General features: G+C 75.9%; 24 protein-coding genes. 12 read left to right on the top strand and 12 right to left on the bottom strand.

Features of this window, described 5'->3' with window-relative positions; translation table 11 throughout:
• Positions 1–374: 374 nt before the first annotated feature.
• The 8 genes from D459_RS0126150 to D459_RS0126110 form a co-directional block, all read right to left on the bottom strand.
• Positions 375–785 carry a ChaB family protein gene (locus tag D459_RS0126150; RefSeq protein WP_017595956.1) on the bottom strand — a complete coding sequence of 137 codons (411 nt, stop codon included), beginning with the start codon at positions 783–785 and terminating at the stop codon, positions 375–377.
• 38 nt (positions 786–823) lie between these two features.
• Positions 824–1,228: a hypothetical protein gene (locus tag D459_RS0126145; RefSeq protein WP_017595955.1), complete on the bottom strand. Its 405-nt coding sequence runs from the start codon at positions 1,226–1,228 to the stop codon at positions 824–826.
• A gap of 237 nt (positions 1,229–1,465) precedes the next feature.
• Positions 1,466–2,560 (bottom strand): hypothetical protein, encoded by a 1,095-nt coding sequence (locus D459_RS32890; RefSeq protein WP_081620712.1) that lies wholly within the window; start codon positions 2,558–2,560, stop codon positions 1,466–1,468.
• A gap of 488 nt (positions 2,561–3,048) precedes the next feature.
• A complete protein-coding gene (locus tag D459_RS0126135) occupies positions 3,049–3,570 on the bottom strand; it encodes a GNAT family protein (protein WP_017595953.1) in 522 nt (173 codons plus the stop codon).
• 19 nt (positions 3,571–3,589) lie between these two features.
• Complete coding sequence (locus D459_RS0126130) at positions 3,590–5,152, bottom strand: asparagine synthase (protein ID WP_241485133.1); 1,563 nt, start codon at positions 5,150–5,152, stop codon at positions 3,590–3,592.
• Between the two features lie 57 nt (positions 5,153–5,209).
• On the bottom strand, positions 5,210–5,368 hold the full coding sequence (locus tag D459_RS36290) for a hypothetical protein (RefSeq protein ID WP_017595951.1): 159 nt from the start codon (positions 5,366–5,368) through the stop codon (positions 5,210–5,212).
• 184 nt (positions 5,369–5,552) lie between these two features.
• Positions 5,553–5,993 carry a hypothetical protein gene (locus D459_RS36430; RefSeq protein WP_017595950.1) on the bottom strand — a complete coding sequence of 147 codons (441 nt, stop codon included), beginning with the start codon at positions 5,991–5,993 and terminating at the stop codon, positions 5,553–5,555.
• Positions 5,990–6,202: a hypothetical protein gene (locus D459_RS0126110; protein ID WP_017595949.1), complete on the bottom strand. Its 213-nt coding sequence runs from the start codon at positions 6,200–6,202 to the stop codon at positions 5,990–5,992. Before D459_RS0126110 ends, D459_RS36430 begins: the two co-directional genes overlap by 4 nt.
• A 136-nt stretch (positions 6,203–6,338) precedes the next feature.
• Here D459_RS0126110 and D459_RS0126105 point away from each other — a divergent pair, with 136 nt between their 5' ends.
• Positions 6,339–7,739, top strand: a complete 1,401-nt coding sequence (locus D459_RS0126105) for a hypothetical protein (RefSeq protein ID WP_241485132.1) — start codon at positions 6,339–6,341, stop codon at positions 7,737–7,739.
• On the opposite strand, the gene D459_RS0126100 is transcribed toward D459_RS0126105, so the two are convergent.
• Together D459_RS0126100 and D459_RS32880 are read right to left on the bottom strand one after the other, a co-directional pair.
• A complete protein-coding gene (locus D459_RS0126100; protein WP_020380339.1) occupies positions 7,723–8,259 on the bottom strand; it encodes an NUDIX domain-containing protein in 537 nt (178 codons plus the stop codon). The two genes, D459_RS0126105 and D459_RS0126100, sit on opposite strands and share 17 nt — an antisense overlap.
• A gap of 52 nt (positions 8,260–8,311) precedes the next feature.
• Positions 8,312–8,935 carry a TetR/AcrR family transcriptional regulator C-terminal domain-containing protein gene (locus D459_RS32880; protein WP_017595946.1) on the bottom strand — a complete coding sequence of 208 codons (624 nt, stop codon included), beginning with the start codon at positions 8,933–8,935 and terminating at the stop codon, positions 8,312–8,314.
• Between the two features lie 81 nt (positions 8,936–9,016).
• Here D459_RS32880 and D459_RS35975 point away from each other — a divergent pair, with 81 nt between their 5' ends.
• The 4 genes from D459_RS35975 (at position 9,017) to D459_RS32875 (ending at position 11,510) form a co-directional block, all read left to right on the top strand.
• Positions 9,017–9,169, top strand: a complete 153-nt coding sequence (locus tag D459_RS35975) for a hypothetical protein (RefSeq protein ID WP_017595945.1) — start codon at positions 9,017–9,019, stop codon at positions 9,167–9,169.
• Positions 9,170–9,446: 277 nt separating this feature from the next.
• The gene (locus D459_RS36285) at positions 9,447–9,584 is read left to right on the top strand and encodes a hypothetical protein (RefSeq protein ID WP_169558475.1); all 138 of its coding nucleotides are present in this window, start codon (positions 9,447–9,449) and stop codon (positions 9,582–9,584) included.
• Positions 9,581–10,852, top strand: coding sequence for an RNA-guided endonuclease InsQ/TnpB family protein (locus tag D459_RS0126080; protein ID WP_017595943.1), 1,272 nt, complete (start codon positions 9,581–9,583; stop codon positions 10,850–10,852). Before D459_RS36285 ends, D459_RS0126080 begins: the two co-directional genes overlap by 4 nt.
• Positions 10,853–10,940: 88 nt before the next feature.
• Complete coding sequence (locus D459_RS32875) at positions 10,941–11,510, top strand: DUF998 domain-containing protein (protein ID WP_017595942.1); 570 nt, start codon at positions 10,941–10,943, stop codon at positions 11,508–11,510.
• Positions 11,511–11,559: 49 nt separating this feature from the next.
• Here D459_RS32875 and D459_RS37155 read toward each other — a convergent pair whose 3' ends face one another.
• Positions 11,560–12,132 carry a GrpB family protein gene (locus D459_RS37155; protein ID WP_017595941.1) on the bottom strand — a complete coding sequence of 191 codons (573 nt, stop codon included), beginning with the start codon at positions 12,130–12,132 and terminating at the stop codon, positions 11,560–11,562.
• Between the two features lie 168 nt (positions 12,133–12,300).
• Between D459_RS37155 and D459_RS37150 the strand changes: the two genes are divergently transcribed.
• Both D459_RS37150 and D459_RS33915 read left to right on the top strand, forming a co-directional pair.
• The gene (locus D459_RS37150) at positions 12,301–12,756 is read left to right on the top strand and encodes a DUF6228 family protein (protein ID WP_017595940.1); all 456 of its coding nucleotides are present in this window, start codon (positions 12,301–12,303) and stop codon (positions 12,754–12,756) included.
• Between the two features lie 250 nt (positions 12,757–13,006).
• Positions 13,007–15,001, top strand: a complete 1,995-nt coding sequence (locus D459_RS33915; protein WP_017595939.1) for a serine/threonine-protein kinase — start codon at positions 13,007–13,009, stop codon at positions 14,999–15,001.
• 172 nt (positions 15,002–15,173) lie between these two features.
• Here D459_RS33915 and D459_RS0126055 read toward each other — a convergent pair whose 3' ends face one another.
• A complete protein-coding gene (locus D459_RS0126055) occupies positions 15,174–15,800 on the bottom strand; it encodes a dihydrofolate reductase family protein (protein ID WP_017595938.1) in 627 nt (208 codons plus the stop codon).
• Positions 15,801–16,008: 208 nt separating this feature from the next.
• Between D459_RS0126055 and D459_RS0126050 the strand changes: the two genes are divergently transcribed.
• From D459_RS0126050 to D459_RS0126030, 5 genes are all read left to right on the top strand, one after another.
• Positions 16,009–18,624 carry a hypothetical protein gene (locus D459_RS0126050; RefSeq protein ID WP_026120774.1) on the top strand — a complete coding sequence of 872 codons (2,616 nt, stop codon included), beginning with the start codon at positions 16,009–16,011 and terminating at the stop codon, positions 18,622–18,624.
• Between the two features lie 246 nt (positions 18,625–18,870).
• Positions 18,871–19,125 (top strand): lipopolysaccharide assembly protein LapA domain-containing protein, encoded by a 255-nt coding sequence (locus tag D459_RS0126045; RefSeq protein WP_017595937.1) that lies wholly within the window; start codon positions 18,871–18,873, stop codon positions 19,123–19,125.
• Positions 19,126–19,478: 353 nt separating this feature from the next.
• Positions 19,479–19,961 (top strand): DUF1269 domain-containing protein, encoded by a 483-nt coding sequence (locus D459_RS0126040; protein WP_017595936.1) that lies wholly within the window; start codon positions 19,479–19,481, stop codon positions 19,959–19,961.
• A 157-nt stretch (positions 19,962–20,118) separates the two neighbouring features.
• Positions 20,119–21,834, top strand: coding sequence for a SulP family inorganic anion transporter (locus D459_RS0126035; protein WP_017595935.1), 1,716 nt, complete (start codon positions 20,119–20,121; stop codon positions 21,832–21,834).
• 80 nt (positions 21,835–21,914) lie between these two features.
• A complete protein-coding gene (locus D459_RS0126030; protein WP_152523115.1) occupies positions 21,915–23,576 on the top strand; it encodes a SulP family inorganic anion transporter in 1,662 nt (553 codons plus the stop codon).
• Positions 23,577–23,619: the final 43 nt, after the last annotated feature.

Raw genomic sequence — 23,619 nt, 5'->3', positions numbered from 1 at the left:
CCGGCCCGGACCGACCAGGTCTCGCCGGGATCGATCGCGCGCGGCGCGCCGCCCCGGAGGCTCCCGGCCCCGATCGCCGCCGAGGCGTCCCGCGCCCTGCCCGGCGGGGAGGGGAGGCCTCCCGTCTCCCCCGCTCCTTTTCCTGTCAGGGCCGCGCCGGCCCGCCGCGCCGTCCGCGCGGGAGCGCCCCGGCGGGCCGGTCCCGCGCCCTCCAGGACGCGGCCGGCCCGCCCGCAAGGGCGCCAGGGCGGCGCCGGGCCTCCGTCGGAGGCGCCGCTCCGCGCCGCCTCCGGGACGGGGCCGGCCGAGGAGGAAACGCCTCCTCCCCCCGCCCCTCCGCCCCTCGGACCCGTACGGCGGGCCCGGTGCCGCCGCTACCGCGACCCGGCCCGGCGGGTCCTGGTCGCGCTCGCCTTCTCCAGCGCCTTCACCAGCTCGGGCTTGGTCATGGTGGACCGCCCGCGGATGTCGAGGCGCTGGGCCTGCCGGTAGAGGCGGTCCTTCGGCGCATTGGCGTCGACCCCGCCGGCGGTCCCCGCCGACCCGTGCCGCTTCTTGGCGTCCGGGTCCGCGGCGCGCCGGTCGGAGGGCCCGCGCCGGGCCTTGGCCTCCCAGTGGTCGCCGACCTTCTGGTACGAGCGCTTGAGGGCCGCATAGGCCACCCGGTGGGCCCGCTCGCCCTCCCCGTATTCGTCCACCGCCGAATCGTGCGCCTTGATCCAGGTCTCCTGCGCCTTGCCCGGGGAGCGTTCGAGAGTGCTCGGCAGTTCATCGCGTCCCGGCATGACGGCCTCCTTCGCGTCGCTTCGGAACCGTTCGGCCCTCACAGCGAGGCCAGCGCCTTCCGGCAGGCGTCCTCGCAGAGCAGGCAGGTGTCGCTGCACAGGCGGCAGTGCTCGTGCCGGTCGCCGTGGCTCAGGCACTCGCGCGCGCACGCGGCGCAGAAATCCGCGCACACGCTCAGCATCCGCCCCTGCAGTCCGGGGTCGGCGGCGGTGCGGCGGGTCAGCACCCGCTCGGCCGCGGTGCACACGTCGGCGCAGTCCAGGTTGAGCCGGATGCAGGGGACGAGGTCCCGCACCTCCTCCTCGGCCAGGCAGGCGTCGGCGCACGCCTGGCAGGCCTGTGCGCAGGCGGCCAGCCGCTGCAGGCACTGGGACAGCACCTCGGGAGCGGCGGTGCGCGGGTTCGGGTGCAGTCTGAGGAACTCGTCGGTCTGCGTCGTCATCGGTGCCTCCTCAGGTACGGAGTGCACCGCCCGGAGCCTCGCGCGCACCGGGCGGTGCGCCGCCGGCGGCCCGGTCGCGGGCCGCCCTTTCGAGGGCCTCTCCTCCCTGCCCTACCCACCCGCAGGCCGGAGGATCAGGAGAAGGGCACCCGGACGCCCGCCGGAGGGCGCCCGGGGCCCGCCGGGCGGGCCCGGGAAGGACAAGGAGAGGGCGGCCCGCGGCCTCCGGGCCGGCCGCTACCCCCACCAGAACAGCGAGCCGAGCACCGCGTACAGGGCGAGCAGCATCGCGCCCTCGACCGCGTTGACCTTCCCGTCGATCGTCACGAACACCACGAGGATGACGGCGGCGATGGTCGCCACGATCATCATCGGCGGGAAGATCAGGGTGAACGAGCCGGCCCCCACCAGCGGGGCGAGCAGCGTCAGCAGCGGCGCCAGCAGCAGGGCCACCTGCAGCGAGCCCTCCATGGTGATCGCCGTCGCGGTGTCGGCGTCGCCGCGCCAGGCCAGCTGGACCGCCGGGCCGATCTGCGACAGGTTGCCCACGGTGGAGACGATGAACAGGCCGACGAAGGCGGTGGTCATCCCCACCGCGTCCACGGCCGGCTCCAGCGAGTCGGTGAACCAGTCGGCCTCGACCCCGATCAGCAGGCCGGAGGCGGCCAGCACCGCCAGCACCAGCCAGAGCGGCCACGGCGGGGCCTGCCCGGTTTCGGTCTCCCGAGAGCGCTGTTCCGGAGGCGACATGTCCCCGTTGGCGCGCAGCCGGGTCGGCAGCGAGATGGCGAACACCAGGAGCAGCGCGGCGGCCGAGACGTAGGAGAGGGCCGAGGCGTGCTCGCCCGCGGGGGTGCGCAGCATCACCGCCAGGGCCGGCGCCATCAGGATCGTGATCAGCATGACCAGGGCGACCCGGGTGATCTGGGTGCGGTCCGGCTCGATGGGCAGCGTCCGGTGCCGCAGGCCGCCCACCACGAACGCCAGCCCGTTGCCGAGCAGCAGGAGGTTGAGGGTGGAGCCGATCACCGCGGCCTGCACGACCAGGTACAGGCCCTGCTGGAGGGCCATGACGCCGATGATGAGCTCGGGGACGTTGCCGATCACCGCCTGGAAGGTGCCGATCACCGCGGGGCGCAGCCGCCCGCCCAGCTGGTCCACGGCGCGCCCCATCACCGCCGAGGTGACCGCGACCGCCGCCAGCGCGGCGGTGAACCCCGCCACCGGTCCCCCGGAGGCGTGCGCCGCTCCACCGACCGCGAGCATGGCCAGAGCGGCGGCCCACAGCCACAGGTCCAGGGGGACGAGACAGGCGGGTCTGCGGTACGGCATCCGGATACGCACCGGACGACAATGACCATAGGCGGCGCTTTCCGGCAAACCGCACGCCGAATCCGCATACCGAAACCGGGCCCCGGCCCGCCCTGAAAACACTGTGAGTCTTGGGGGTGGCTGGTCCTCTCCGGAGCTCGGCGCCGGCCGGCCCTCCGACCGCTGCCCGGGTCCGCCGGCGGCGAGGGCGGGCCCCGATACCGCGCAGGAGGCGGGCGACCCCGCTCCCGGAGGCCCCGAAGCACGGGACCGAGCCCGACCCCCGGGAAGGCGTCGAGCCGGCGGGGGAAGTGATCGGGGCCCTGCGGCGGTCCCTTCGAAGGGCGGCCGCGCTCACCACGAGGCGGCGCTCGGACGGCCCGCCGCCCGCCGGCCGGATGCCGGCTACGGCGCGGTGCCAGGCGGGACGGCGGGGAAGTGACGCAAGGCGGCGGCCACCGCCGGCGCCCTTGCTCTTTCGGGAGCGGAGCAGCGCCGTCGCGCCCGGATCAGTCGGTGTCCGTCGTCACCCCGAGCCGCCCGAGGTCGATGCGCTCGGCGCGGCGCGCGAGCAGGTACAGGTGCCCGGCGCTCCGCTCCTGTTCCTTGACCAGGGCGAAGCCCTGGGTCGCGTAGTACTTCACCAGCTCAGGGTGGAAACACCCCCGCCGCACCCACTTCCGGCCCTGCCGCGCCGCCCGGTCGACCGCCCACAGCGCGATCAGCGTCCCGGGCCCGTGCTCCCGGTAGACAGGGTCGGTGACGGTCGTGAACAGGTACAGGCTCGGCTCGGCCGCCTCCTCGGGCGTCCAGTCCTTCGGGGGCGCCTGGGCCATGACCGTGGTGCATCCGACGATGCGCCTCTCGGTTTCGAGGACCCACATGGAGCCGCTTCCGGCCTGCCCGGCGAGATCGTCGACCGCTTCACGCCAGGACTCCAACCCGCGCCGCTCCATCCAGTCGCAGCGCGCGCGGATCATCGATGCGATGTCGGCGGCGTCAGTCCCGGCGGCGGGGCGCATGATGAACACGGGCTCGTCCTCTCAACGGTCAGCCGAGGAAGGCCTCGGCGCTCAGGTGCAGGCTCAGCACTTCCAGAAGCTTCGCGTCGGGTTCTTCGCCGTAGTCCGCCGCGGTCAGGTGCTCGGCCGCCGAGCGCAGCCCGTCCGGGTCGACCAGCCCCTCATCGAACAGCACCGACCCTTCGGCCAGCATACGGGCGAACAACCCCGGGGCGTGGGCGGTCAGGGAGTGCTCGACGACCTCGGCGAAGGACTCCCGCTCGACCGGGTGCACGACGTCCTCGCTCATCCCCAGCGCGGCCAGGCGCCGCCGCTGCACCTGCTTCAGCTCGCGCCAGGCGAACGGGAGCTGCTCGCCGAGTCCGACCATGGCCGGGTCGGCGAAGGGGTGCACCGGCCACAGCCCTTCGCGCAGCAGGACGGGCGCGGTGGTCTCCAGCGACAGCAGCGTCATCGAGTTGACCCGCGCCGGGGGCGCGATGCCGTCGTCGGCGAACTCCAGGGCGGCGCGGGCGCGCGGCCCGACCCAGGGCAGGCCCTGGGTGTCGTTGATCTCCCCGAGCCCCTTGTGCGGCTCTTCCTCCTGGGTGAGGGCGACCATCTCATCGCCGCCCAGACCGGTCACCACGGTGCGGGCGCCGGCCGCGGCGACCGCACGGGCCATCTCGGTGAACGGCCGGTGCAGGGGCTCCTCGTAGGGGTTGACCACGAGGCCGCTGACCCAGGGGCAGCCGGGCGAGAGCGGAAGGCGGCGCATGGCGTCGATGACGATGTCGGGGCCGGCGAACTTCACCCGGGAGCGCATCTCGGCGCGGCGCCGGACCTGCTGCTCCCGTCCGGGACCGCCGACCAGCAGCGTGGCGGTGGGGAACAGGCCGGGGTGGCGCTCGGCCGCGCGGGTGGCCACGGTGCCCGAGTCGAATCCGCCGGTGAGGTGGAACAGCGTGGTCGGTTCGGCCCAGGGGCGCCGGTCCATCGCCGTGTCCATGGCCGTGATGAACGCATCCAGGACGTCGGCGCCGGGTGCCAGTTCCCGGGGGACCCGGTGCAGGGCGGGCTCGGGGTAGGTGATCCACAGCGCCCCGCCGAAGTGAGCGGTGGCGCGCTCGGTGAGCCGGTGCACGCCCCGGAACAGCGTCTCCGAGGAGTAGCGGGGCCGGTAGATCAGCAGCCGCGCCGCCTCCCGCGGGTTGATCCCGGTGGTGAGGCCGCGCAGGTCGGCCATGTCCCACGACCCCAGTAGCGCGGAGCCGTCGGAGGCCAGGTAGAGCGGTGTGGTTCGGGCCGCTCCGGCGGTGACGCGCACCGGCCGGCCGGGCTCGGTCTCCACGAGCACGAAGTCGGCCGGCCAGCCGGTGGCGGCGTCGCGTGCCCGGTCGTATTCGCTCGGGGTGAGATCACGGACGGCGGGGTCGCAGACCGGGCGGCCGATGGTCCGCTCGCGGACCACCAGCATGGTCCGGTGCCCGTCGGTGGCGGCCAGGTGTTCGACCATCGGATGGCCGAAGGGCTCGATCCTGCTGCGCCGGTCGAGGGTGCCGTAACACGCTCCGGACCAGTGCCAGGTCGGACTCTCGCTGTAGGGGGTCAACCGCAATCGCAGCATGGGGGTGCTCCGGGGCGTGCGTATGTTCAGCGGATCAGGGGGTCAGCGTTTGATGGTGTCGTAGGTGTGCGCGCCGTCGGAGGAGCCCGAGCTCTTCTTGTACTCGTGGCTCTGCTCGGCGCTCTGCACGATCTCCCGCTCCGGGGAGGCGAAGATTCCCGGGGGCGCGGCCGCACCGGCCGGGGGCATGAAGTCGCCCATTTTTCCTCCTTGTCGGTAGGGGCCCGCCCGGGACACGGGGACGCCCCGGGCGGGTGTGGTCGGCACTGTCCTCCTCAGCGCCCGCCTGGAGCAGCCCTTCCGGGCGGGCGGCTTCCCGCGCCTCCCCGCCAGGGGCGGGCCGGGGGCCATGCCGGGAACCAAGCCCGGGGCCGGCACGGAGATATCAGCTGCGGGGCGGCCGGTTCGGAGGTTCGGGCGCCCAAGTGCCGCCGACGGCGGACTCGTGCGCCCCGCCGTGCCCGGCGGAGCGTGCGCAGGGGTAGGGGTGGCCGGGCAGGCGCGCCCCGCACGCCTCCGGCGGGGGCGGCGGGTAGACCGCCGGAGGCTTCTCGGCCTCGGCGAGCCGCTGCCCGATGGCCTCGATCTGACTGCAGGTCAGCCCCCGACCGACGCGCTTGGCCGGGCGGATCAACCGGGCGGCCAACTCGGTAGCGGAGTCCGCGACGACGGTCGGTTCGACCTCGTCGTCGGCGCGCCTCGTGGCGATCCACCCGTCATGGCGGCCGTGCTCGTCGTGCGTCCGCCAGATCCGCCAGGCGGGGAATCTGCCCTGCAGCCGCACCAGGTCGTCGGCGGGGGCCTCGGGGCCGGCCGCCGCGCTCACCGGTCCGCCTCCGCCAGCTCGATGCGGGCCGGCGGCTCGCGCAGCTCGCCGGTGCCCGGCGCGGACACCGCCCGGCCCGCGCGCACACCCCGCCAGCGCCCGGGGCCGTCGAGCAGGTGCCGGAAGAAGCACCACCCGGGGAAGTCCGCGGCCGGCTCGGCCTCGGCCGCGGCCTGCTCCAGCATCATCCTCAGCTCCAGGTGTCCCATCGACGTCGCCTCCGTCCCGCCCCACAAAACCGCCCCCGACCGGGGGCGGGGAAGGCGCGCACGGGGAGGCGAGGCGCGCGCCGCGGGCGGGGGAGTGCACAGGGGGAGCGCGAACGTGCGAACCGCTGGAGGAGACGTGAGCGCCGTGCCACACTGCGGCCACCCCCTACGACCGGAGGTCGCCGTGCCGCGCCGGACGAAGAGCCCCAACACCCGCCTCGCCGAGCTCCTGGACGAGTCCGGGCTGCCGGCCAAAGGGCTGGCGCGCCGGGTCGTCGCGCTCGGCCGCGACGGAGGCGCCCGGCTGGGCTATGACCACAACAGCGTGCGCCGCTGGCTGGAAGGAGAACAGCCGCTCGCCCCCGCGCCGCGCCTGGTCGCAGCGGTGCTCTCCGAGGCGCTGGGCCGCCGAGTCACCCCGGCCGAGGCGGGGTTCGGTCCAGACGATGCCGACGCCGCCCTGGAGTTCGCACTCACCTGGACCGACAGCATCTCCACCGCGGCGACCCTGTACCGCTCCGACACCGAGCGGCGGCGCGCCCTGGTGGGGGCGGTGTTCTCGCCGGGCGCCTACCCGGCCACCGCGGCGCGCTGGCTCACCCTGCCCGGCGCCGACGTCCCCGTGCACCGCGGGCGCGCACGGGTGGGGCGCCCGGAGATCGAGGCCATCCGGCAGATGAGCCGGGCCTTCCGCGACCTGGACAACCGGGTGGGCGGCGGCCGCATCCGCTCCACGGTGGTGCAGTACCTCGACTCCAACGTCGCCCCGCTGCTGCGCGGCACCTACACCGAGGAGGTCGGCCGCGACCTGTTCTCCGCCGCCGCGGAGATGACCCGGATGGTCGGGTGGATGGCCTACGACGCCGAGGCGCACGGCATCGCCCAGCGCTACCTCGTCCAGGCGCTGCGCATGGCCCGCACCGCAGGCGACGCGGCGCTGTCGGCGGAGATCCTGGCCGCGATGGGCCACCAGGCCGTCTACGTCGGCCGCGCCGGTGTGGCCGTCGACCTGGCCCGCGCCGCCCAGGCCGCCGCCGCACGGTCAGGGCACCCGGCGCTGCTGGCCGAGTGCCACCTGATCGAGGCGCATGGCCACGCCGGCATCGGCGACGGGCGGGCCACCTCGGCCTCACTGCGCGCCGGACAGAAGGCGTTCGGCGCCGAACCGGCGGACACCCCGGAGTGGCTGGCCTACTTCGACGGGGCCTACCTCAGCGCGAAGATCGCGCACTGCTTCCGCGCGCTCGGCTCGGATGCCCAGACCGCCCGCTACGCCGAGCAGTCCCTGCAGATGAACGGCGACTACGTCCGCGGCAAGGCGTTCAACCTTCTGATCCTGGCCTCGGCCCACGCCCGGACCGAACCGGACCGGGCCGTGGACATCGGGGAGCGCGCGCTGGACCTCGTGGAAGGGCTGGAGTCGAGGCGGGCGGTGTCCTACCTGCGGGACCTGCGCCACCGCCTGCGCCCGCACGCCGCCCTGCCCGAGGTCGCCGGTTTCGGGGAGCGCGCGGCCGCGCTCAGCTCCGCAGGCTGAGAGCCCGGTACAGCGCGACGACGGTGGAGGCGCCGATGATCTCGCCGCGGCCGATCATCGCCACCGCCTCGTCCAGGTCGAACCAGGCCACGTCCTGGGCCTCGTTGATGTCGGGGCGGGTGCCGGTCGGCTCGGGCCCGCGGCCGAGGTAGATGATCTGGGGCTGGTCCACCGACCCGATGGCGGGCTGGAACGTCACCAGGTGCTCCATCGATCCGGGCCGCCACCCGGTCTCCTCCTCGACCTCGCGGGCGGCCGCGGCGGTGATGTCCTCGGCGCCGTCGACGTAGCCGCCGGGCAGCTCCCACACCCACCGGTCCACGATGAAGCGGTGCCGGTACATCAGCAGCACCCGCCACCGCTCGTCGACGAGCAGGGTCATCGCGGCCGGCGGGAGCCTGGCGACGTACTGGGTGAACTTCACGCCGTCGGGGAGCTCGACGTCGACGGTGGACAGGCGGATGTGGCGGTTGGCGTCCACGACCTTCTCGCCGTGGATGGTCCATCGGGTGTCAGTCACACGGACACCCTAGAAGGCAGCTGATCCGGGTGACGACGGCCCGCCGCGGCGGTCAGCCCTCCGGCGGCCGGCCGGGGGCGTCGGTGGTGAGGGCGGCTCCGATGCCGTGCAGGAGGTAGGCGAGTCCGTCCTCGAAGGCGGCGGGGCCGTCGGGGGAGCCGCCCTCGCCGATGGCCGCGGCCAGGACGGGGGCGGCCTCCGCCGGGCCGGGATCGGGGGTGCGGTCGCGGTCGAGGCGCGCCTGCTCCTCCAGGACGAAGCCGGACACGAACGCGCCCAGTGCGGTGATCGCGCGCATCGCCTGCAGGGGGGTGAACCCCTGCTCCACCAGGGCGGCCGGCTCCCGGTCGAAGGCGGCGACGATCTCGGGCCCCGCGCTGGTCCCGGCGACCAGGCGGGCGCCGTCGCGGTGGGAGAGCAGGACCTCGCGGCGCTCCCGGGCGCGGCGGGCGAGCCAGTCGCGCCAGTGCTCGCCCTCGCGCGGGGGCCCGAAGTCCTGCCGCTCCTGGACGGCGCGGGCCATCTCGTCCAGCAGCTCCTGCTTGCTGCGGAAGTGCCAGTAGAGCGCGGGGGACTTGACCTGCAGCCGGGCGGCCAGGCGCCGCGTGGTCAGCCCGTCCAGGCCGGTCTCCTCCAGCAGCTCCAGCGCCGCGCTCACGATCGTCGGGCGGTCCACCGCACGCTCCCCCCATTGACTCCTTATCGATGGTAAGGCAGTGTTTCCGGCACGCCGCTTATCAAAGATAAGGAGACGGGGATGCGCTCACGTCCGGCCGGGTTCCTGCTCGCCTGCGGCCTGGCCGTCCCGGTGCTGTTCCTCGGGGTGGTCCTCGTGGAAGGGGCGCTGCGCCCCGGCTATGAGCCGCTGCACCGGTTCGGCAGCGAACTGGCCCTGGGGGAGCGGGGCTGAATTCTGCTGGCCGATTCATCAGCGTTGATCAGTGCCCCTCTGCCATGATCTTCAGCGTGCGGCCCGGCGATCGGGCGCACATGCAGGGCGTTCACCACCAGAGCGCCTGAAAGCGGGCACAAGAAGGCGAGACGGCCGTGCCGGCGGTCGAAGACGCCGGCAGGACTTTCCCTTCCTCCCTACTGGAGACCGGCCGCCCGCGGCCGAGGCCGCCTCCGAAGCCGGCCCGGAGTGCATCGAGGCTTTACTGTCAGTGCCGGGTCCTATCCTGCGGGTCATGGGCGAAGGCGAGCCGGAAGAGGACCCGGTGTATGACATGACCGATGCAGCGGCATCGATCTGCACCCGCCCGCACGGCAGGCGGGCCCATGGCCGGGCCGAGAAGGCCCTCACGGCGGCGGGGGCCGACACGTGAGCCACAAGCAGGGTGTGCGCTTCGAGCTGGCCCCCACCGGCGAGCAGGCGGTCGCCATGGGGCGGCACTGCGGGCTGTCGCGGGTGGTGGAGAACTTCTGCCTGGAGACGGTGCAGAAGAAGTACGCCCAGCGCAAAGCCGAGGAGACCTACGGAATCCGCGAAGAGGAACTGACCAAGGTGCCGTGGTCGGCCCCCGCGCTGGAGAGGGAGTGGCGCGCCGCCCACCCCGAGCGCTACCCCTGGTTCTCCCAGGGCGGGCTGTCCTCCCGGGTGCCGAAGGAGGCGTGCCGGGTGCGGGCGGCGGGGCTGAAGAACTACTTCGCCTCCCGGGACGGCAGGCGCAAGGGGGCCCGGGTGGGCTGGCCGAGGTGGCGCAGGCGCAAGCACGGCTCCCGGTTCCGCTACGACGCCGACCGCGCCAGGCCCCTGGACGCCCGCACGGTGCGCCTCCCGGCGATCGGGGATGTGGCGGTGCGCGAGGACATGTCGTGGCTGACCGGCCGGACGGCCACCGGCTCCGCTCGGATCCTCGGCGCCACCGTCGGTGAGCAGGCCGGGCGCTGGTGGGTCTCCTTCCAGATCGAGGTGGACCGCGATGAGGTCAACAAACGCCGCCAGGTGCCCGATGGTGCCCCCGCCTGCGGGATCGACCTGGGGCTGAAGACCTTCGCGGTCATCGCCAACAGTGACGGCACCACCGAGGAGGTCCGCGCCCCCAGACCGCTCAAGGCCGCCCAGCGCGCCCTCAAGCGCGCCGGCCGCAGACTGGCCCGGAGCGCGGAGGGCTCCCGGAACCGGGAAAAGGCCCGGCGCCGCGTCGCTGTCCTGCACCTGCGGGTGGCCGATCGGCGGCGGGACTTCCTGCACAAGACCACCACGAGGCTGGCGAGAACCAAGTCGGCCGTCGCGGTGGAGACCCTGCACGTCAAGGGCATGGTCAGGAACCGCAGGCTGTCCCGCGCTGTCTCCGACGCCGGGTTCGCCGAGTTCATCAGGCAGTTGGAGTACAAGGCCGGCTGGTACGGCTCCACGGTGTGGAAGGCCGACCGCTGGTTCCCCTCCTCCAAGACCTGCGGGGACTGCAAGCGGGTCAACCGCGCCCTGGCCCTGGCCGACCGCACCTGGGCCTGCCCCGGGTGCGGCACCGTCCGCGACCGCGACGCCAACGCGGCCGGGAACCTCCTGGACGCGATGCTCAAGCACTCTGAGAAACAGCTCGCCGGGAAGTTGCCCGGAGAGGAGAAACGCCTCGTGGAGACCGCGTAAGACCTCGCTCTTCGGAGCCGGCGGCGGTCGATGAAGCAGGAAGAAGAATCAGCGAGAGAATCGCTGAGATTCAATCAACGGCTGGGTGATGACCGCGAACTTCATCGCCGCCGGCGTCCTGGTCCTGGCCTTCGCCCTGGGGCTGCGGCGCGCACTGGCCGGCGGCCCCGGCGGCGCGGCCGCCCCCGCGCTGGCCGCCCTGTTCGGGCTCTGCCTGATCACCGGCGGCGTGTTCACCACCGACCCCAAGCCCGGCTACCCGCCGGGAACCGAGGTCCCCGGGGAACCCACGCTGCACGGCATGGTCCACGACGCCAACCCGGTGCCGTTCTACCTGTCGCTGACCGCCCTGGCCTGCGTGCTGGCCCGCCGGTTCGCCGCCGAACCCGGCGGCCGGCCCTGGGCGCTGTACTGCGCGGCCACCGCCGTCGCGGTCCCGGTGACCTTCGCGATCGCGGCCGCCCTGTACGACCCGGACGCCGCATCGGGCACCTTCCACGGCCTGTGGCAGCGGATCAACCTGGCCATCGGCCTCGGCTGGATCGCCGCCGTCGCCCACCGCCTCCTGCGGTCGCCCCTCCGGGCGGCACCGCCGGTCGCCGCGGCCGCAGGACCGGAGGGACCCCCGCCCTCCCGGTTCTTCGGGGGTGGACGGTGACCGGCCCGGCGTTCTCTTCGGTCCCGGGAGCGGGAGGCCCGGGCGGGACTCAGCCGCTGGACGCGGTCGCGCGGTGCATGATCTCCTGGACGATTCCGGTCTTGGCGTCGGCGTAGTCCTGGACGTAGCGCCAGGTGCGGCGGGCCAGTTCCCGTTTGGCGGCCGCGTAGCGCTCCCGGTCGGCCGGGTGGGTGCGCAGGTGGTCGCGGAAGCGGAGCATCCGGGCGGTCTCCTCGCAGCCGGCCGGGAAGACGTGCAGGTTGACGTCGGTGTCGGGGCCGTTGAGGAGGCGGTGGGCGAACCAGTCCGGCTCCCGGAACCGGAGCACGTACCCGGCGGATTCGAGCGCCGGCAGGTAGGACGGCTCGTCGGCGGGGTCCGCGACCTCGAGCACGACGTCGATGACCGGCTTGGCCGGCAGCCCGGGGACCGACGTCGAACCGGCGTGCTCGACCAGCAGGGCCCGGCCGCCCAGCGCGCCCCTGATCCGCTCCGCCTCCCGCTCGAAGAGCCGGGGCCACTCCGGGTCGTAGTCCGCGACCACGACCGGCCCGCCGTGGGCCGGGGCCTCCCCCACGGCGGCCCGCTCGACCCGGTCCGCGCCGCCCTGCCCGTCGACCACGATGCCGGACCTCTCTCCTCGGAAGCGCTGGGCCGTCCAGGGTAGCGCCGCACCGCCGCGTCCCGCCGCTCCCCGGCTCGGCCCGCGTCCTGAGGGCCGGGACCGGCGGGGAGGTGAAGAGCCGGCCGGTGAATCCTGCCCGCGCGGTGCCGGTCTAGTGTTCCGCCCATGTCCTCCTCGAACGGCGCCACCGACGACGAGCCCGGCCTGAGCATCCGTTGCCAGGACGACGCATCCGTGGGCGTGGCGTTCCGCGACCGCTCCGGCTCCGACCCGGACTCCGTGCACTACGCCGTCGAGCTGCGCGCCCCGGGCCTGACCGCCCGGGTCGACGAGGTCGTCGCCTGGGTCCACGACGGCGGTCTCGCCTTGTTCCTGGAAGGGCTCGCCGCCGACTACCGGGGATGGGACGGCGAACGGCGCTGGCGGACCGACGACCGGGACCTGGCGGTGTCGGCGGTCTTCCGCTCCGGGGGATACGTCGGGCTGACCTGGACCCTGCGGCCGTGGCCGAAGGCCGCCGGCGGCTGGAGCGCATCGGTGACCACCTGGCTGGAGGCCGGCGAGCAGATGGCCTCCCTGGCGGCCGGCATCCGGCACTTCCTCACCCGGGAGCCGCGGTGACGCCCACCGTCCGCACGCCCGGTCCCGCGGCGGAGCGGGGCCGGACCTCTCTTCCCGGAAGCGCTCGGCCGTCCAGGGGAGCGCCCACCGCCGCTCCCCGCCGGCCGCCCGGTCCGCGGGCGGGGTGCGGCGGGCGTCCTGAGCCGGTCGGAACCCCCGCGAGGTTTGACAGCCGCTCACCGGCGCTGCTGGGCTACGGAGGGTCCCCCTCGGAACCCGGTCCGTTGGGCCGGTAGAAAGGCGCCTCTCCATGAGCCGTCCCCCCGTCCCGCCGCGCCCCGCCCTGTCGGACCTGCGACCCGAGGACCGGCGCAGGGTCGGGCCGTTCCAGGTGCACGGCCGGATCGGCGCCGGCGGGATGGGCGTCGTCTACGGGGCCACCGGGCCGGACGGGGGCTGGGCGGCGCTCAAGGTCGTCCGGGCGGAGTACGCCGAGGACGCGGAGTTCCGGGCGCGGTTCGGACGCGAGATCCGGCTGATGGAGCGGGTGCGGGCGCGCAGCATCGCACCCCTCGTCGCGGCGGGGGCCGATGACCCCGAGCCCTGGTACGCGACCGCCTACGTGCCCGGCCCGACGCTGGCGCAGCGGGTGAGCCGGGGCGGGGCGATGCCGCTCGGGCAGGCCAGGGCGCTCGCGGTCGGCATGGCCGAGGCGATCGCCGGGATCCACGCGGCGGGGATCGTGCACCGCGACCTCAAACCGGCCAACGTCATCCTGGCGCCCGACGGCCCGAAGGTCGTCGACTTCGGCATCGCGCGGGCCCTGGACGAAACCGGGATCACCCGGACCGGCGGGCTCATCGGCTCGCCCGGCTGGATGAGCCCCGAGCGGTTCAGAGGCGTCAGCGGCCCCGAGGACGACGTGTTCGCCTGGGGCGCACTGGTCGCCTACGCGTCGGCGGGCCGGCCGCCCTACGGCCGGGGCAGCGCCGAGGCGCTGATGTACCGGGTCCTCAACGAGGAACCGGACCTCTCCGGGGTCCCCGGCGAACTGGTCGACCCGGTCCGCCGCGCGCTGGCCCGGGACCCCGCGGACAGGCCCGCCGCCGAGCGGCTCCTCCGGCAGGTCGCCTGGGGCGGGGGCGGCGGAACGGACCGCGGGGAGGACGACGCGACGATCGTCGCCACCGTGGTCGCGCGGGAATGGGCTCCCCGCCCGGCGGGCGGCCCACCGGCGCCGCCGGCCACGGGCGGCGCGCCCCCGCAGGCCCCTCCGCTCGCAGCGTCCCGGGGATCCGCACCGCCGGGCGGGGTCGCACCCCCGCCCGGTCCGGGCAGCGGCCCCGGGCCGGGCCCCGCCGCGCCGGGGAGGCCGGGCCTGCGGCGGGGGCTGAAGATCGGCGCGGCGGCCGCCGCACTGCTGGTCGGCGGGGCGCTCGCGATCGCGGGGGCGCCCCTGCTGATCGATGCGGCCTCGGCGGACCGGGAGGGCGGCCCCGGGGCGACGCCCGGCGGCCCCGGGGACGGCGTCCCCGCCGCGCTGCAGGAGCTGCGCGAGCAGGGATACGCGGAGATCGCCATCAGCAACGAACCGCCCATCGGATACATCGACGAGCAGGGGGAGGCGACGGGCTACCACGTCGAACTGGCGAGGGCGGTCTTCGCGGAACTGGGCGTCGAGGAGGTCCGTGTCGGCTCCTATGCCTGGGACGCGCTCCTGCCGGGCTTGAGAAGCGGCAGGCATGACGCCGTCGCCGCCGGCATGTACATCACCCCGGAGCGCTGCGCTAGGGCGGCCTTCGCCGCCCCCGACATGGCCAACCTGGAGGGGGTGCTGGCGGCCGAGGAGGAGAGCGGGACACTGGCCGACTACGCCTCCGTCGCCGAGGAGGGGAGGCGGATCGGGGTGCTCAACGCCTCGGCGAGCCAGGAGTACGCGGCCGAGGCCGGGATCGACGCTGAGAACATCGTCCCCTTCGGGTCGATGGCGGATGCCCGGACGGCGCTGGAGAGCGGCCGGGTGGACGCCATCGGGGGCGGGGCGGCATCGCTCCGCTGGATGGCGGAGGAGGACCTGAGCGGCTACCGGGTCGCCGGCGGCTTCCTCCCCGAAGGGCAGGCGGAGCCGCCGGTCTCCGGGTTCGCCTTCGCCGAGCGGGACCGGGAGCTGGCGGAGGAGGTCGACCGGGTGCTGGCGGAGATGCGGGCCGACGGCAGGCTGCTGGAGATCGTCGAGCCGTTCGGCTACACCGAGGAGGACCTGGCCCCCGAGGGGATGACCGCCGAGGACGCGTGCCGCGGCTGAGCACCCGGCCCGCACCGGAGCCGGGCCGGACCCTGCGCGACCGGCTCGGCGCGGGGCGACAGGCGGCGGCGCCCTCCGTGCCCCGGGTCGGGCGGGGAAGGCGCCCGCAGGGCCGCCGCGACGGCGCCGTCCGTGTGCCCGCGGCCGGCTCCTTACCGGCCGCGGGCCCGGGTCAGGTGCCCGGGATGGGGGTGGAGGCCGCGTACTGCGGGCGTCCGGCAGGGCGGTAGACCTGCATCGTGATGCCGCCCGCGAAGGCGCGCGAGTCGACCAGGTCGAGTGCGGCGTCCGGGCCGGCGTGCGGGAACAGGCGCGTTCCCTGGCCGACGATCACCGGGTAGGTGAACAGGGTGATCTCGTCGACCAGGCGGTCCTCCAGCAGCCGGCGGACCAGGGCGCCGCTGCCGTGCACCTGCAGTTCGCCGGCGGGCTCGGCCTTCAGCGCGCCGACGGCGGACGCGAGGTCCCCGGAGAGGACAGTGGTGCCCGCCCACTGCGGGTCGGTGAGCGTGGTCGACGCGACGTACTTGGGCCGCTTGTTCAGAGCGTCCCCGATGGGGCTGCCGCCCGGGTCGGCCATCCGCCCCCAGGAGCCGGCGAAGATCTCATAGGTCCGCCGGCCGAACAGGAACGCGTCGGCGCGCTGGTAGACCCGCCCCAGGAAGTCCTCGGCCTCGCCGCCGAACAGCGGCAGGGCCCAACCGCCGCGCTCGAACCCGCCGCGGCGGTCCTCCGCCGAGCCGCCGAGCCCCTGGATCACGCCGTCGACGGAGACGTTCGTGACGGTCGTCAGTTTCATGGCCTGGATGCCCTTTCCCGCGGGGTTTCGTCGTCGCCCGGTTCGACCGCCCCGGGGAGCGGAACTCATCGGTCGCGGCGGATCCGGTCCGGGGCAGGGGGCGGACGGCGGGTGTCGGCGCCGCCTGTCATGATCATCGTCCCGGAGGAGGGCGGCCGCCCGGGGCGGCCGGAGGACGTGGACCGGCCCGAGGAGGAGAGCGCCACCCATGCGCGTGGAACACCAGACCGCCCATCCGCTGCTGAGCGCCGGGGACCCGGGGGACTGGCCCCGGCTGCTCGCGTCGGTCCCCGACGTGGTGGAGCCGCTGCTGCCCCGGCTCCCGGTCTCCGATGAGCTGTTCGAGGCGGTCCTGGCCGACGGCCGCGCGAAGTGGCTGGAGGCGCTGGCCCGCAACGAGCGGATGGTCCGCTCCCGGCCGGACCTGCGCGACCGGCTGATCGCCACCGGCCGCGCCGCCGCGGGGCGCCCCCTGCTCTCCCCCCACGCCGTCGCCGCCGACGGCAGGAACGGGAGGTCCCCCTGGCCGCTGAGCGTGCGGCGGGCGGTGCTGGCCGCCGCCCGGCCCGCCGACTGGCCCCCCGGCGGGGAGCTGAACGAGGTGCTCGGCAAGAAGGACGTGCGCCTCCTGCGGGCCGCCGTGGCCTGCCCGCTGCCGGGCATGGCGCGCGCCGCCCTGGAGGGCGCCGCCGACGGGCTGACCCGCGCCGAGCGGCTGCGCGCCCTGCTCACCGTGTACGAGCACGACGGCGGCCCGGCCGCCCTGGAGGAGGTGCTGGCCGCCGTCGGCGAGGAGCGGCTCTCCCCGGAGGCCGCGGCCGAGGCCCGCAAAACACTGGAGGCGGGCGGCCCGGAGCCGCTGCGCGCCGCCGCCGAGCGGGCCGAGGGCACCCGGGGCGCGATCGAGGAGCTCTACGACACCGCGCTCGCCGACCGCGCCGAGCAGCTGGAGCTCCGCACCGGACTGGACTGGGCCGCCGTCGCCGAGGCCGCCGCCCGGGTCCCCTTCGACGACACCGCCGCCGGGCTGCTGGCGGCGCGCGCCGACTGCCCCGCGCAGGTGCGCGACGCCCTGTTCGCCCAGCGGCCGCGGGCGGTGGCCGCGCACGCCGCGCACCTGGACGCCGGCCTGCTCGCCGTCGGTGTGCCCAAGCGCGACGCCGCCCGGGTGCTGCTCACCCTCTGCCGGCGCGGGCTGGGCCGCGGCATCGGCGGCGCCGAGCTGCTGTGCACCGCCCGCCCGGCCGCCGCGGTCCTGGCCGCCGCCCGCCGCCCGCCGGAGCACCCGGAGGGGCGGGCGGCCTGGGAGGAGTTCACCGAAGGGCTGGCCGCCCTGGTCGCCGAGCACCTGGGCGGCGACGTCGAGCGCTGGCGGGCGGTCCGCGCCCGGCTGACCGGGTTCACCGGGACCGTCCCGGAGCTGCTGGCCGCCGAACCCCCGGCCCGGGCGAAGCCGGGCGGGGCCTGGCCGGGGGCGGGCGCGGCGCCCACCGGCGACCGGGTGCCCGACCCCGCCGGGGCCCGCGGGGCGTTCACCGCGCTCGCCGACGCCGCCGCCGACCCGGTCTGCACCGCCCTCCTGCCGCACCTGGACGACCGCGCCGTCTACGACCTGCTCGGGCACGGCCGGCTCCGGGACGGCTGGTTCGCCCTCGCCGCCGGCGGCGACCCGCGCTACCGCACCGCCCTGGCCTCCCGCCCCACCCTGGACGCCGACGGCGTCCGGCGGCTGATGGAGCTGGACGACCCCGGGGTCAACGCGCGGCTGTTCCTGCGCCCCGGGACCACCCCGGTCCAGCGCGAGCGGCTGCTCTCCGGCCGCCCCTGCCGCCCCGGCGCCGCCGGCGAGGTCCCGCTGGACCCCGGTCTGGTGGAGCGGCTGCTGCAGCGCAAGGGCGGGTTCAGCGGCCGCGACCCGGTGGACTGCGCCGACCCCGCCCTCCAGCGGCACCTGCTGCGGCACGTCCGGGTGCGCGGGCGGGCCCCGCAGCTGCGGCTGCTGCTCAACCTGTGGGAGCGGCGCGGCCCGGAGGCCGTCGCCGACCTGCTCGGGGAGGACCTCGAGCCGGTCGCCTTCACCAGCAGGGTCTTCCGCCAGGAGGTGCGCAAGACCGTCGAGGAGCTGCTGGGCGCGGAGGACCGGGACAAGGCCCTGGAGGAGCTGCGCGCCCAGGCCGCCGAGGGAGAGTCGGCCAGTGCGCAGATCCGCGAGCTGCGCGGGCAGCACTTCCCCGGCGCCGAGCTGTTCCGCCACTCCCACGCCTGGCACTGGGCCGAGATCGCGGCCGAGCACCGGCGGGACCCGCTGCCCAGCGCGGCCCTGGCCGGACTGGCCGAGCTCCCCGACGTCCCGGAGGACTTCCGCAAGGAGGCCGAGGCCGCGGTGTGGCGCTCCGACGCCGACTACGCGGCCTGGGAGACGCTGCTGCACACCGCCAGGCTCCGGGGCACCGTCGGCCGGCCGGAGGAGGACAAGGAGGAGATGGCGCGGCTGCGGATCGGGCCGGACTGGACGGGGGAGCGGATCCTGCGCTCCCGCCCCGCCCACTACGACGGCGGGATCGACCTCTCCAAGTGGCTGACCGCCGCGCTCGAGCAGGGCGCCGTCGCCCCCGGGGACGTCATCGAGCACGCCCCGTCCGCGGTCTCGGTGCTGAAGTGGATGTGGGGCGGCGGCAAGGGCGCGGAGGAGGCGCTGGCCGCCGCGGTCCGCGAGCACCTCGGCTCCTCGCCCGACGCGTGGGTGCTGGCGCTGCGCATGCTCCCCGGCTTCCGCGGCACCCTCGGCGAGCTCCTCCGCACCGCCGGGGCCGCGGCCGGCTGACCCCGGCGCCGGGGGAGCGGCCCCGGGAAGCCCGCCGGTCCCGGGGCGCCCCGGGACCGGCGGCGCGGCTGTCGAAACCAGGCGAGGAATTGGCCCTCCCGCTACCCCGGCCCCCTCCCGGCGGGGGAAGAGGTCAGCGAAGGGCGCCCCGACCGGGACTCTCGCGGGAGGCGGCGCCGCGGAGGGGACCGGGACCGCGGGCGGGCAGCGTCGGCCTGCGGCGCGGCCGAGGGAGCGGAGGACGCGATGGCCGACGGCACCGCGCACGAGAAGAAGACCGCCCCCGGGCGGAGCATCCCGCCCCGGGCCTGGGTGGCGCTGGCACTCCTGGCCGTCGTGGTCGTCTTCGTGCTGCAGAACCGGGACCCCACGCAGATCCAGGTGCTGCTCATCTCGGTGGCGGCCCCGCTGTGGGCCACCCTGGCCGCGGCCGTCGCGGCCGGCATGGTGATCGGATGGCTGCTGCGCCCCTCGGCCCGCAGGAAGCAGGCCAAGCGCTGAGGCCCCTGCCCGGAGGCGGGGAACCCCGACCGGCCTGCGGCCGGGCGCCGCTCGCGCGGCGCCTCGGCGCGCGGGCGACCGCGGCCCGGGCCGCCTCCGGAGGCGAACCGGCCGGCTGTGCCCGGCCGCACGGGAAGCCGGATCACTCCCCGACCTGAACACCGGGCCCCGTCCGCCCGGTGGGCCGCGGGGGCCGGCCGGAGCGGACCTCCGGAACCCCGGCACCGGCGCCGCCGGCGGCAGAGGCCCGGAACGCCGGTGTTTTCCCTGCCCATGGCATTAAGGCGGGAAAAGCTCGGGAACCCCCCGGAACCGGGGCCCGCAGGCCCCCACCCGAGTAAAGGAGGAAACGCATGTCGCACCTGGTCGTGCTCGGCGTCGCCGACACCGAGACCGCCGAACGGGCCCTGGACATCGCGGGCGAGCTGGGACAGCAGGAGCTGCTGCAGCTGGAGGACGCCGCCTACGTCCACAAGGACGCCAAGGGGCGCCCGCGGATCCACCAGACCGTCAACCTCACCGGCGCCGGCGCCGCCTCCGGCGCGCTCTGGGGCACCCTCATCGGACTGCTCTTCCTCAACCCGCTGCTGGGCCTGGCCGCAGGCGCCGCCTCCGGGGCCATCGCCGGAAAGCTCGGCGACATCGGCATCGACGACAACATGATCAAGCGGATCGGCGCCGAACTCGAGCAGGGCCGCGCCGCCGTCTTCCTCCTCGCCCGCTCCGCCACCCGGGACCGGGTCGTCGAGGCGTTCAAACCCCTCGACCCGGTGGTCATCCAGACCAACCTCACCAAGGACGACGAGCAGGCGCTGGTCGAGGCCCTGCGCTCCTGACCACTCCTCCCCCCGCCCGGGGCCGGGCGCGGCCCGGAGCACCGCACTCCGCGCCGCCTCCCCGCCCGGGGCGCGTTCGCGCGGCGGCCCGGCACCGCTCCCACCGGAGCAGGGCGCCGGGCCTCCACCACCGCCACCGTCCGAAGGAGCGGCCCGGGTGAGACCGAGCAAGGACCGCGGCGGCCGGGGCGCCCTCCGGGCCTCCGCCCTCGTCCCGCCGACGCTGCGCGGCTACCGGCCCGCCCTGCTCCGCGGCGACGTCCTGGCCGGCGCCACCGTGTGGGCGGTCCTGGTCCCCGAGGCCATCGCCTACGCCGCCATCGCCGGGGTCCCGCCGGTCGTCGGCCTGTACGCGGCCCCGGCCGCGCTGCTCCTGTACGCCCTGCTGGGCTCCTCGCGCCAGCTGGTGGTGGGGCCGATGTCGGCGACCGCGGCGCTCTCGGCGGTCGTGGTGGGCGGCGCCGCCGCGACCGGCGCCGGCGCGGCCGCACTGTCCGCCGCGCTGGCCCTGGCCACCGGCGCGATCGCCCTGGCCGCTGGGCTGCTGCGGCTGGGCTTCCTGGCCGCCTTCATCTCCCAGCCGGTGCTCAAGGGCTTCGTCGTCGGCATCGCCCTGACCATCATCGCCGGGCAGCTGCCCGAGCTGATCGGGGTGGAGGGCGCCGAGGGGGAGTTCTTCGCGCAGCTGGCCGGGCTGGCCGCGGCGGCGGCCGACCCGCACTGGCCGACCCTCGCGGTCGGCGGCTGCGCCCTGGCCGCCCTGCTGCTGCTCAAACGGCTGCTGCCGGTCTTCCCCGCCTCCCTCGCGGTGGTGCTGGCCGGCATCGGCGCCACCGCCCTGCTCTCCCTGGACCGGGCCGGGGTGGGAGTCGTGGGCGCCCTGCCCGCGGGCCTGCCCGCCCTCGGCCCGCCCGACGTGCCGCTGGGGGCCTACGCGGACCTGGCCGCGGGCGCGGCCGGCATCGCGCTGGTCGGCTTCGCCGAAGGGCTCGGCGCCGCCAAGACCTACGCCGCCGAGACCGGCGACACCGTCGACACCGACCGCGAGCTGATCGGGATGGGCGGCGCCAACGCCGCCGCCGGCCTGTGCTCGGGCATGGTCGTCAACGGCAGCCTGTCCAAGACCGCCGTCAACGGCGCCGCCGGCGCCCGCTCCCAGGTCTCCGGCCTGACCGCCGCCCTGCTCACGGTGGTGACCCTGCTCTTCCTCACCGGCCTGTTCGAGAAGCTGCCCCAGGCCGTGCTGGCGGCGGTGGTCATCGCCGCCGTCCTGGAGCTGATCGACGTCCGCGCCTTCCGCGACCTGTACGGGATGGCCACCCGCAGGCTCGTCGCGGTCTACGGGCCCGCCGCCCGCGCCGACCTGATCGCCGCCGTGGCCGCCCTGCTCGGCGTCCTGGTCCTGGGCACCCTGCGCGGCCTGCTCCTCGGCGTCGCCGCCTCGCTGCTGCTCCTGCTCTACCGGGCCTCCCGGCCCAACATCGCCGAACTCGGCCGCGACCCGCGCACGGGCCGGTGGACCGACCTCTCCCGCGCCCCCTCCGACGAGCCCGCGCCCGGAGCCCTGGTGGTGCGGGTGGAGGGCGGCCTGTTCTTCGCCGACAGCGACCGCGTCCGCGAGCGGATCCTGGCCATGGCCCGGGAGCGCGGCGCCCGCACGGTCGTCCTGGACGCGAAAACGGTCCCCTTCGTCGACGCCACGGCCGTGCGCATGCTCCGCGAACTGGGCCGGCGGCTGCGCGCGGAGGGGGCGGTGCTGGCCGTCGCCCGCGACATCGGCCAGGTCCGGGACCTGCTCGGCGACCGGGAGGGCCTCTACCCCGACGTCGACACCGCGCTGCGCGAGGCGCACCGCGCCGAGGGGCGGGAGTGAGCCCGGCCGGCGCCGCCGGGCCGCGGCCCGGCGGGAGCGGGGCGGGCGGGGGCCGGTGGCGGCGCCTCCTGCCGCCGGGCATGCGCAGGCCCGGCGGGCACGACCGGGCGCGGCTGGTCCGGGACCTGGTCGCCGGGGTGACCGTGGGGGCGGTGGCGGTCCCGGCCGGCCTGGCCATGAGCGAGCTGGCCGGGCTGCCGCCGATGGCCGGGGTCTACGGCACCCTGCTGCCCCTGGCCGTCTACGCCCTGCTCGGATCCTCTCGGCACCTGGTGGTCGGCCCGGAGAGCGTGCTCGCCGCGCTGACGCTGAGCATCGTCGCCCCGCTCGCGCAGGGCGACACCGGCCGGTACGCGGCGCTGGCCACCGCGCTGGCCCTGATGACGGGGGCGGTCTACGTCGCCGCGGGGCTGCTCAGGCTCGGGTTCATGGCCGACTTCCTGTCCAAGCCGGTGCTGCTCGGCTTCGTCAACGGCACCGCGCTGATCATCATCGCCGGCCAGCTCGGCAAGGTGCTCGGCATCCCGGTCGCCTTCTCGGGGTTCTTCCCGACGCTGTGGCGGCTGGCCGCCGGCATCGGCCGCACGCACCCGCCGACGCTGCTGCTCAGCGCGGCCCTGCTCGTCCTCGCGCTGGCGCTGCGCCGCTGGGCGCCGGTGCTGCCCGCCACACTGGCCGTGGTCGCCGCCGCCACGGCGGCCTCCGCCCTGCTGGACCTGGACTCCTTCGGGGTGGCCGTGGTCGGCGCCGTCGGCGGCGGCCTGCCCCCGCTCGCCCTGCCCGCGGCGGCCCCGGCGGACCTGGCCGCCCTGGTCGTGCCCGCCCTGGGCCTGGCCCTGGTCGGCTTCGCCGACGCCGCCGCGATCTCCCGGGGCTACGCGCGCCGCTCCGGCTACCCGGTCGACCCGAACCGGGAGCTGACCGCCCTGGGCGCGGCGAACCTGTCGGCCGGCCTCACCCAGGCCTTCCCGGTCGGCTCCAGCGCCTCGCGGACCGCGCTCGGCGCCTCCACCGGAGGGTCCTCCCAGGTCGTGGGGGTGACCGCGGCCGCGGTCGTGGCGCTGCTCGCGGCCCTGGCGATGCCGCTGCTGCGGCCGCTGCCCACCGCCGCCCTGGGCGTGGTCATCATCGTCGCCTCGCTGAGCCTGCTGGACGCGGCCTCGCTGCTGCGGCTGCGCCGGGCCGGCGACGCCGAGGCCGCCCTGGCGGTGTGCGCCTTCGCCGCCGTCCTCGCCCTGGGCGTCCTCCCCGGGGTGGGGGTGGCGGTCCTGCTCTCCCTGGGCGTGTTCGTCTACCGGGCGGTGCGCCCGCACGACGCGGTGCTGGGCACCGCCGAGGGCATCGACGGCTACCGGGACGCCGCCGTGCACGGGGCCGACACCCACGAAGGGCTGATCGTCTACCGGTTCGACGCCCCGCTGTTCTTCGCCAACGCCCCCTACTTCGCGGCGCGGGCGCGCGGGCTGGTCGAGGGCGCCGACGGGCCGGTCCGCTTCCTGCTGGTCAACATGGAGGCCGTCACCCACGTCGACGCCACCGCCGCGGACATGCTCCGGGACCTGCGCTCGGAGCTGGCCGCGCACGGCACCGCGCTGGCGCTGGCCCGCGCCAAGGCGCCGGTCCGGGCGGTGCTGGAGCGGACGGGGCTGCTCGACGACATCGGCCGCGACCGCGTGTTCTGGTCGGTCCGCTCGGGCGTGCGCGCGCTGCTCGGCGACCCCCCGGATGCTCCTTCCCGATGACCTTGGCGCTGCGGCCCTATCGGAGCGCTCGGACAGGGCCGCA

Source organism: Nocardiopsis potens DSM 45234 (assembly GCF_000341105.1).
In the GTDB taxonomy this organism is placed as follows: Bacteria; Actinomycetota; Actinomycetes; order Streptosporangiales; family Streptosporangiaceae; genus Nocardiopsis_A; species Nocardiopsis_A potens.
This window is presented reverse-complemented; position numbering and strand designations above follow the sequence as displayed.

Bases quoted from the DNA above. Each gene is read 5' to 3' on its own strand.
- D459_RS0126150 (WP_017595956.1), bottom strand. From the start codon at position 785: ATGCCGGGACGCGATGAACTGCCGAGCACTCTCGAACGCTCCCCGGGC.
- D459_RS0126145 (WP_017595955.1), bottom strand. From the start codon at position 1,228: ATGACGACGCAGACCGACGAGTTCCTCAGACTGCACCCGAACCCGCGC.
- D459_RS32890 (WP_081620712.1), bottom strand. From the start codon at position 2,560: ATGCCGTACCGCAGACCCGCCTGTCTCGTCCCCCTGGACCTGTGGCTG.
- D459_RS36290 (WP_017595951.1), bottom strand. From the start codon at position 5,368: ATGGGCGACTTCATGCCCCCGGCCGGTGCGGCCGCGCCCCCGGGAATC.
- D459_RS0126110 (WP_017595949.1), bottom strand. From the start codon at position 6,202: ATGGGACACCTGGAGCTGAGGATGATGCTGGAGCAGGCCGCGGCCGAG.
- D459_RS35975 (WP_017595945.1), top strand. From the start codon at position 9,017: ATGCGCTCACGTCCGGCCGGGTTCCTGCTCGCCTGCGGCCTGGCCGTC.
- D459_RS36285 (WP_169558475.1), top strand. From the start codon at position 9,447: ATGGGCGAAGGCGAGCCGGAAGAGGACCCGGTGTATGACATGACCGAT.
- D459_RS32875 (WP_017595942.1), top strand. From the start codon at position 10,941: ATGACCGCGAACTTCATCGCCGCCGGCGTCCTGGTCCTGGCCTTCGCC.
- D459_RS37150 (WP_017595940.1), top strand. From the start codon at position 12,301: ATGTCCTCCTCGAACGGCGCCACCGACGACGAGCCCGGCCTGAGCATC.
- D459_RS33915 (WP_017595939.1), top strand. From the start codon at position 13,007: ATGAGCCGTCCCCCCGTCCCGCCGCGCCCCGCCCTGTCGGACCTGCGA.
- D459_RS0126055 (WP_017595938.1), bottom strand. From the start codon at position 15,800: ATGAAACTGACGACCGTCACGAACGTCTCCGTCGACGGCGTGATCCAG.
- D459_RS0126050 (WP_026120774.1), top strand. From the start codon at position 16,009: ATGCGCGTGGAACACCAGACCGCCCATCCGCTGCTGAGCGCCGGGGAC.
- D459_RS0126045 (WP_017595937.1), top strand. From the start codon at position 18,871: ATGGCCGACGGCACCGCGCACGAGAAGAAGACCGCCCCCGGGCGGAGC.
- D459_RS0126040 (WP_017595936.1), top strand. From the start codon at position 19,479: ATGTCGCACCTGGTCGTGCTCGGCGTCGCCGACACCGAGACCGCCGAA.
- D459_RS0126030 (WP_152523115.1), top strand. From the start codon at position 21,915: ATGCGCAGGCCCGGCGGGCACGACCGGGCGCGGCTGGTCCGGGACCTG.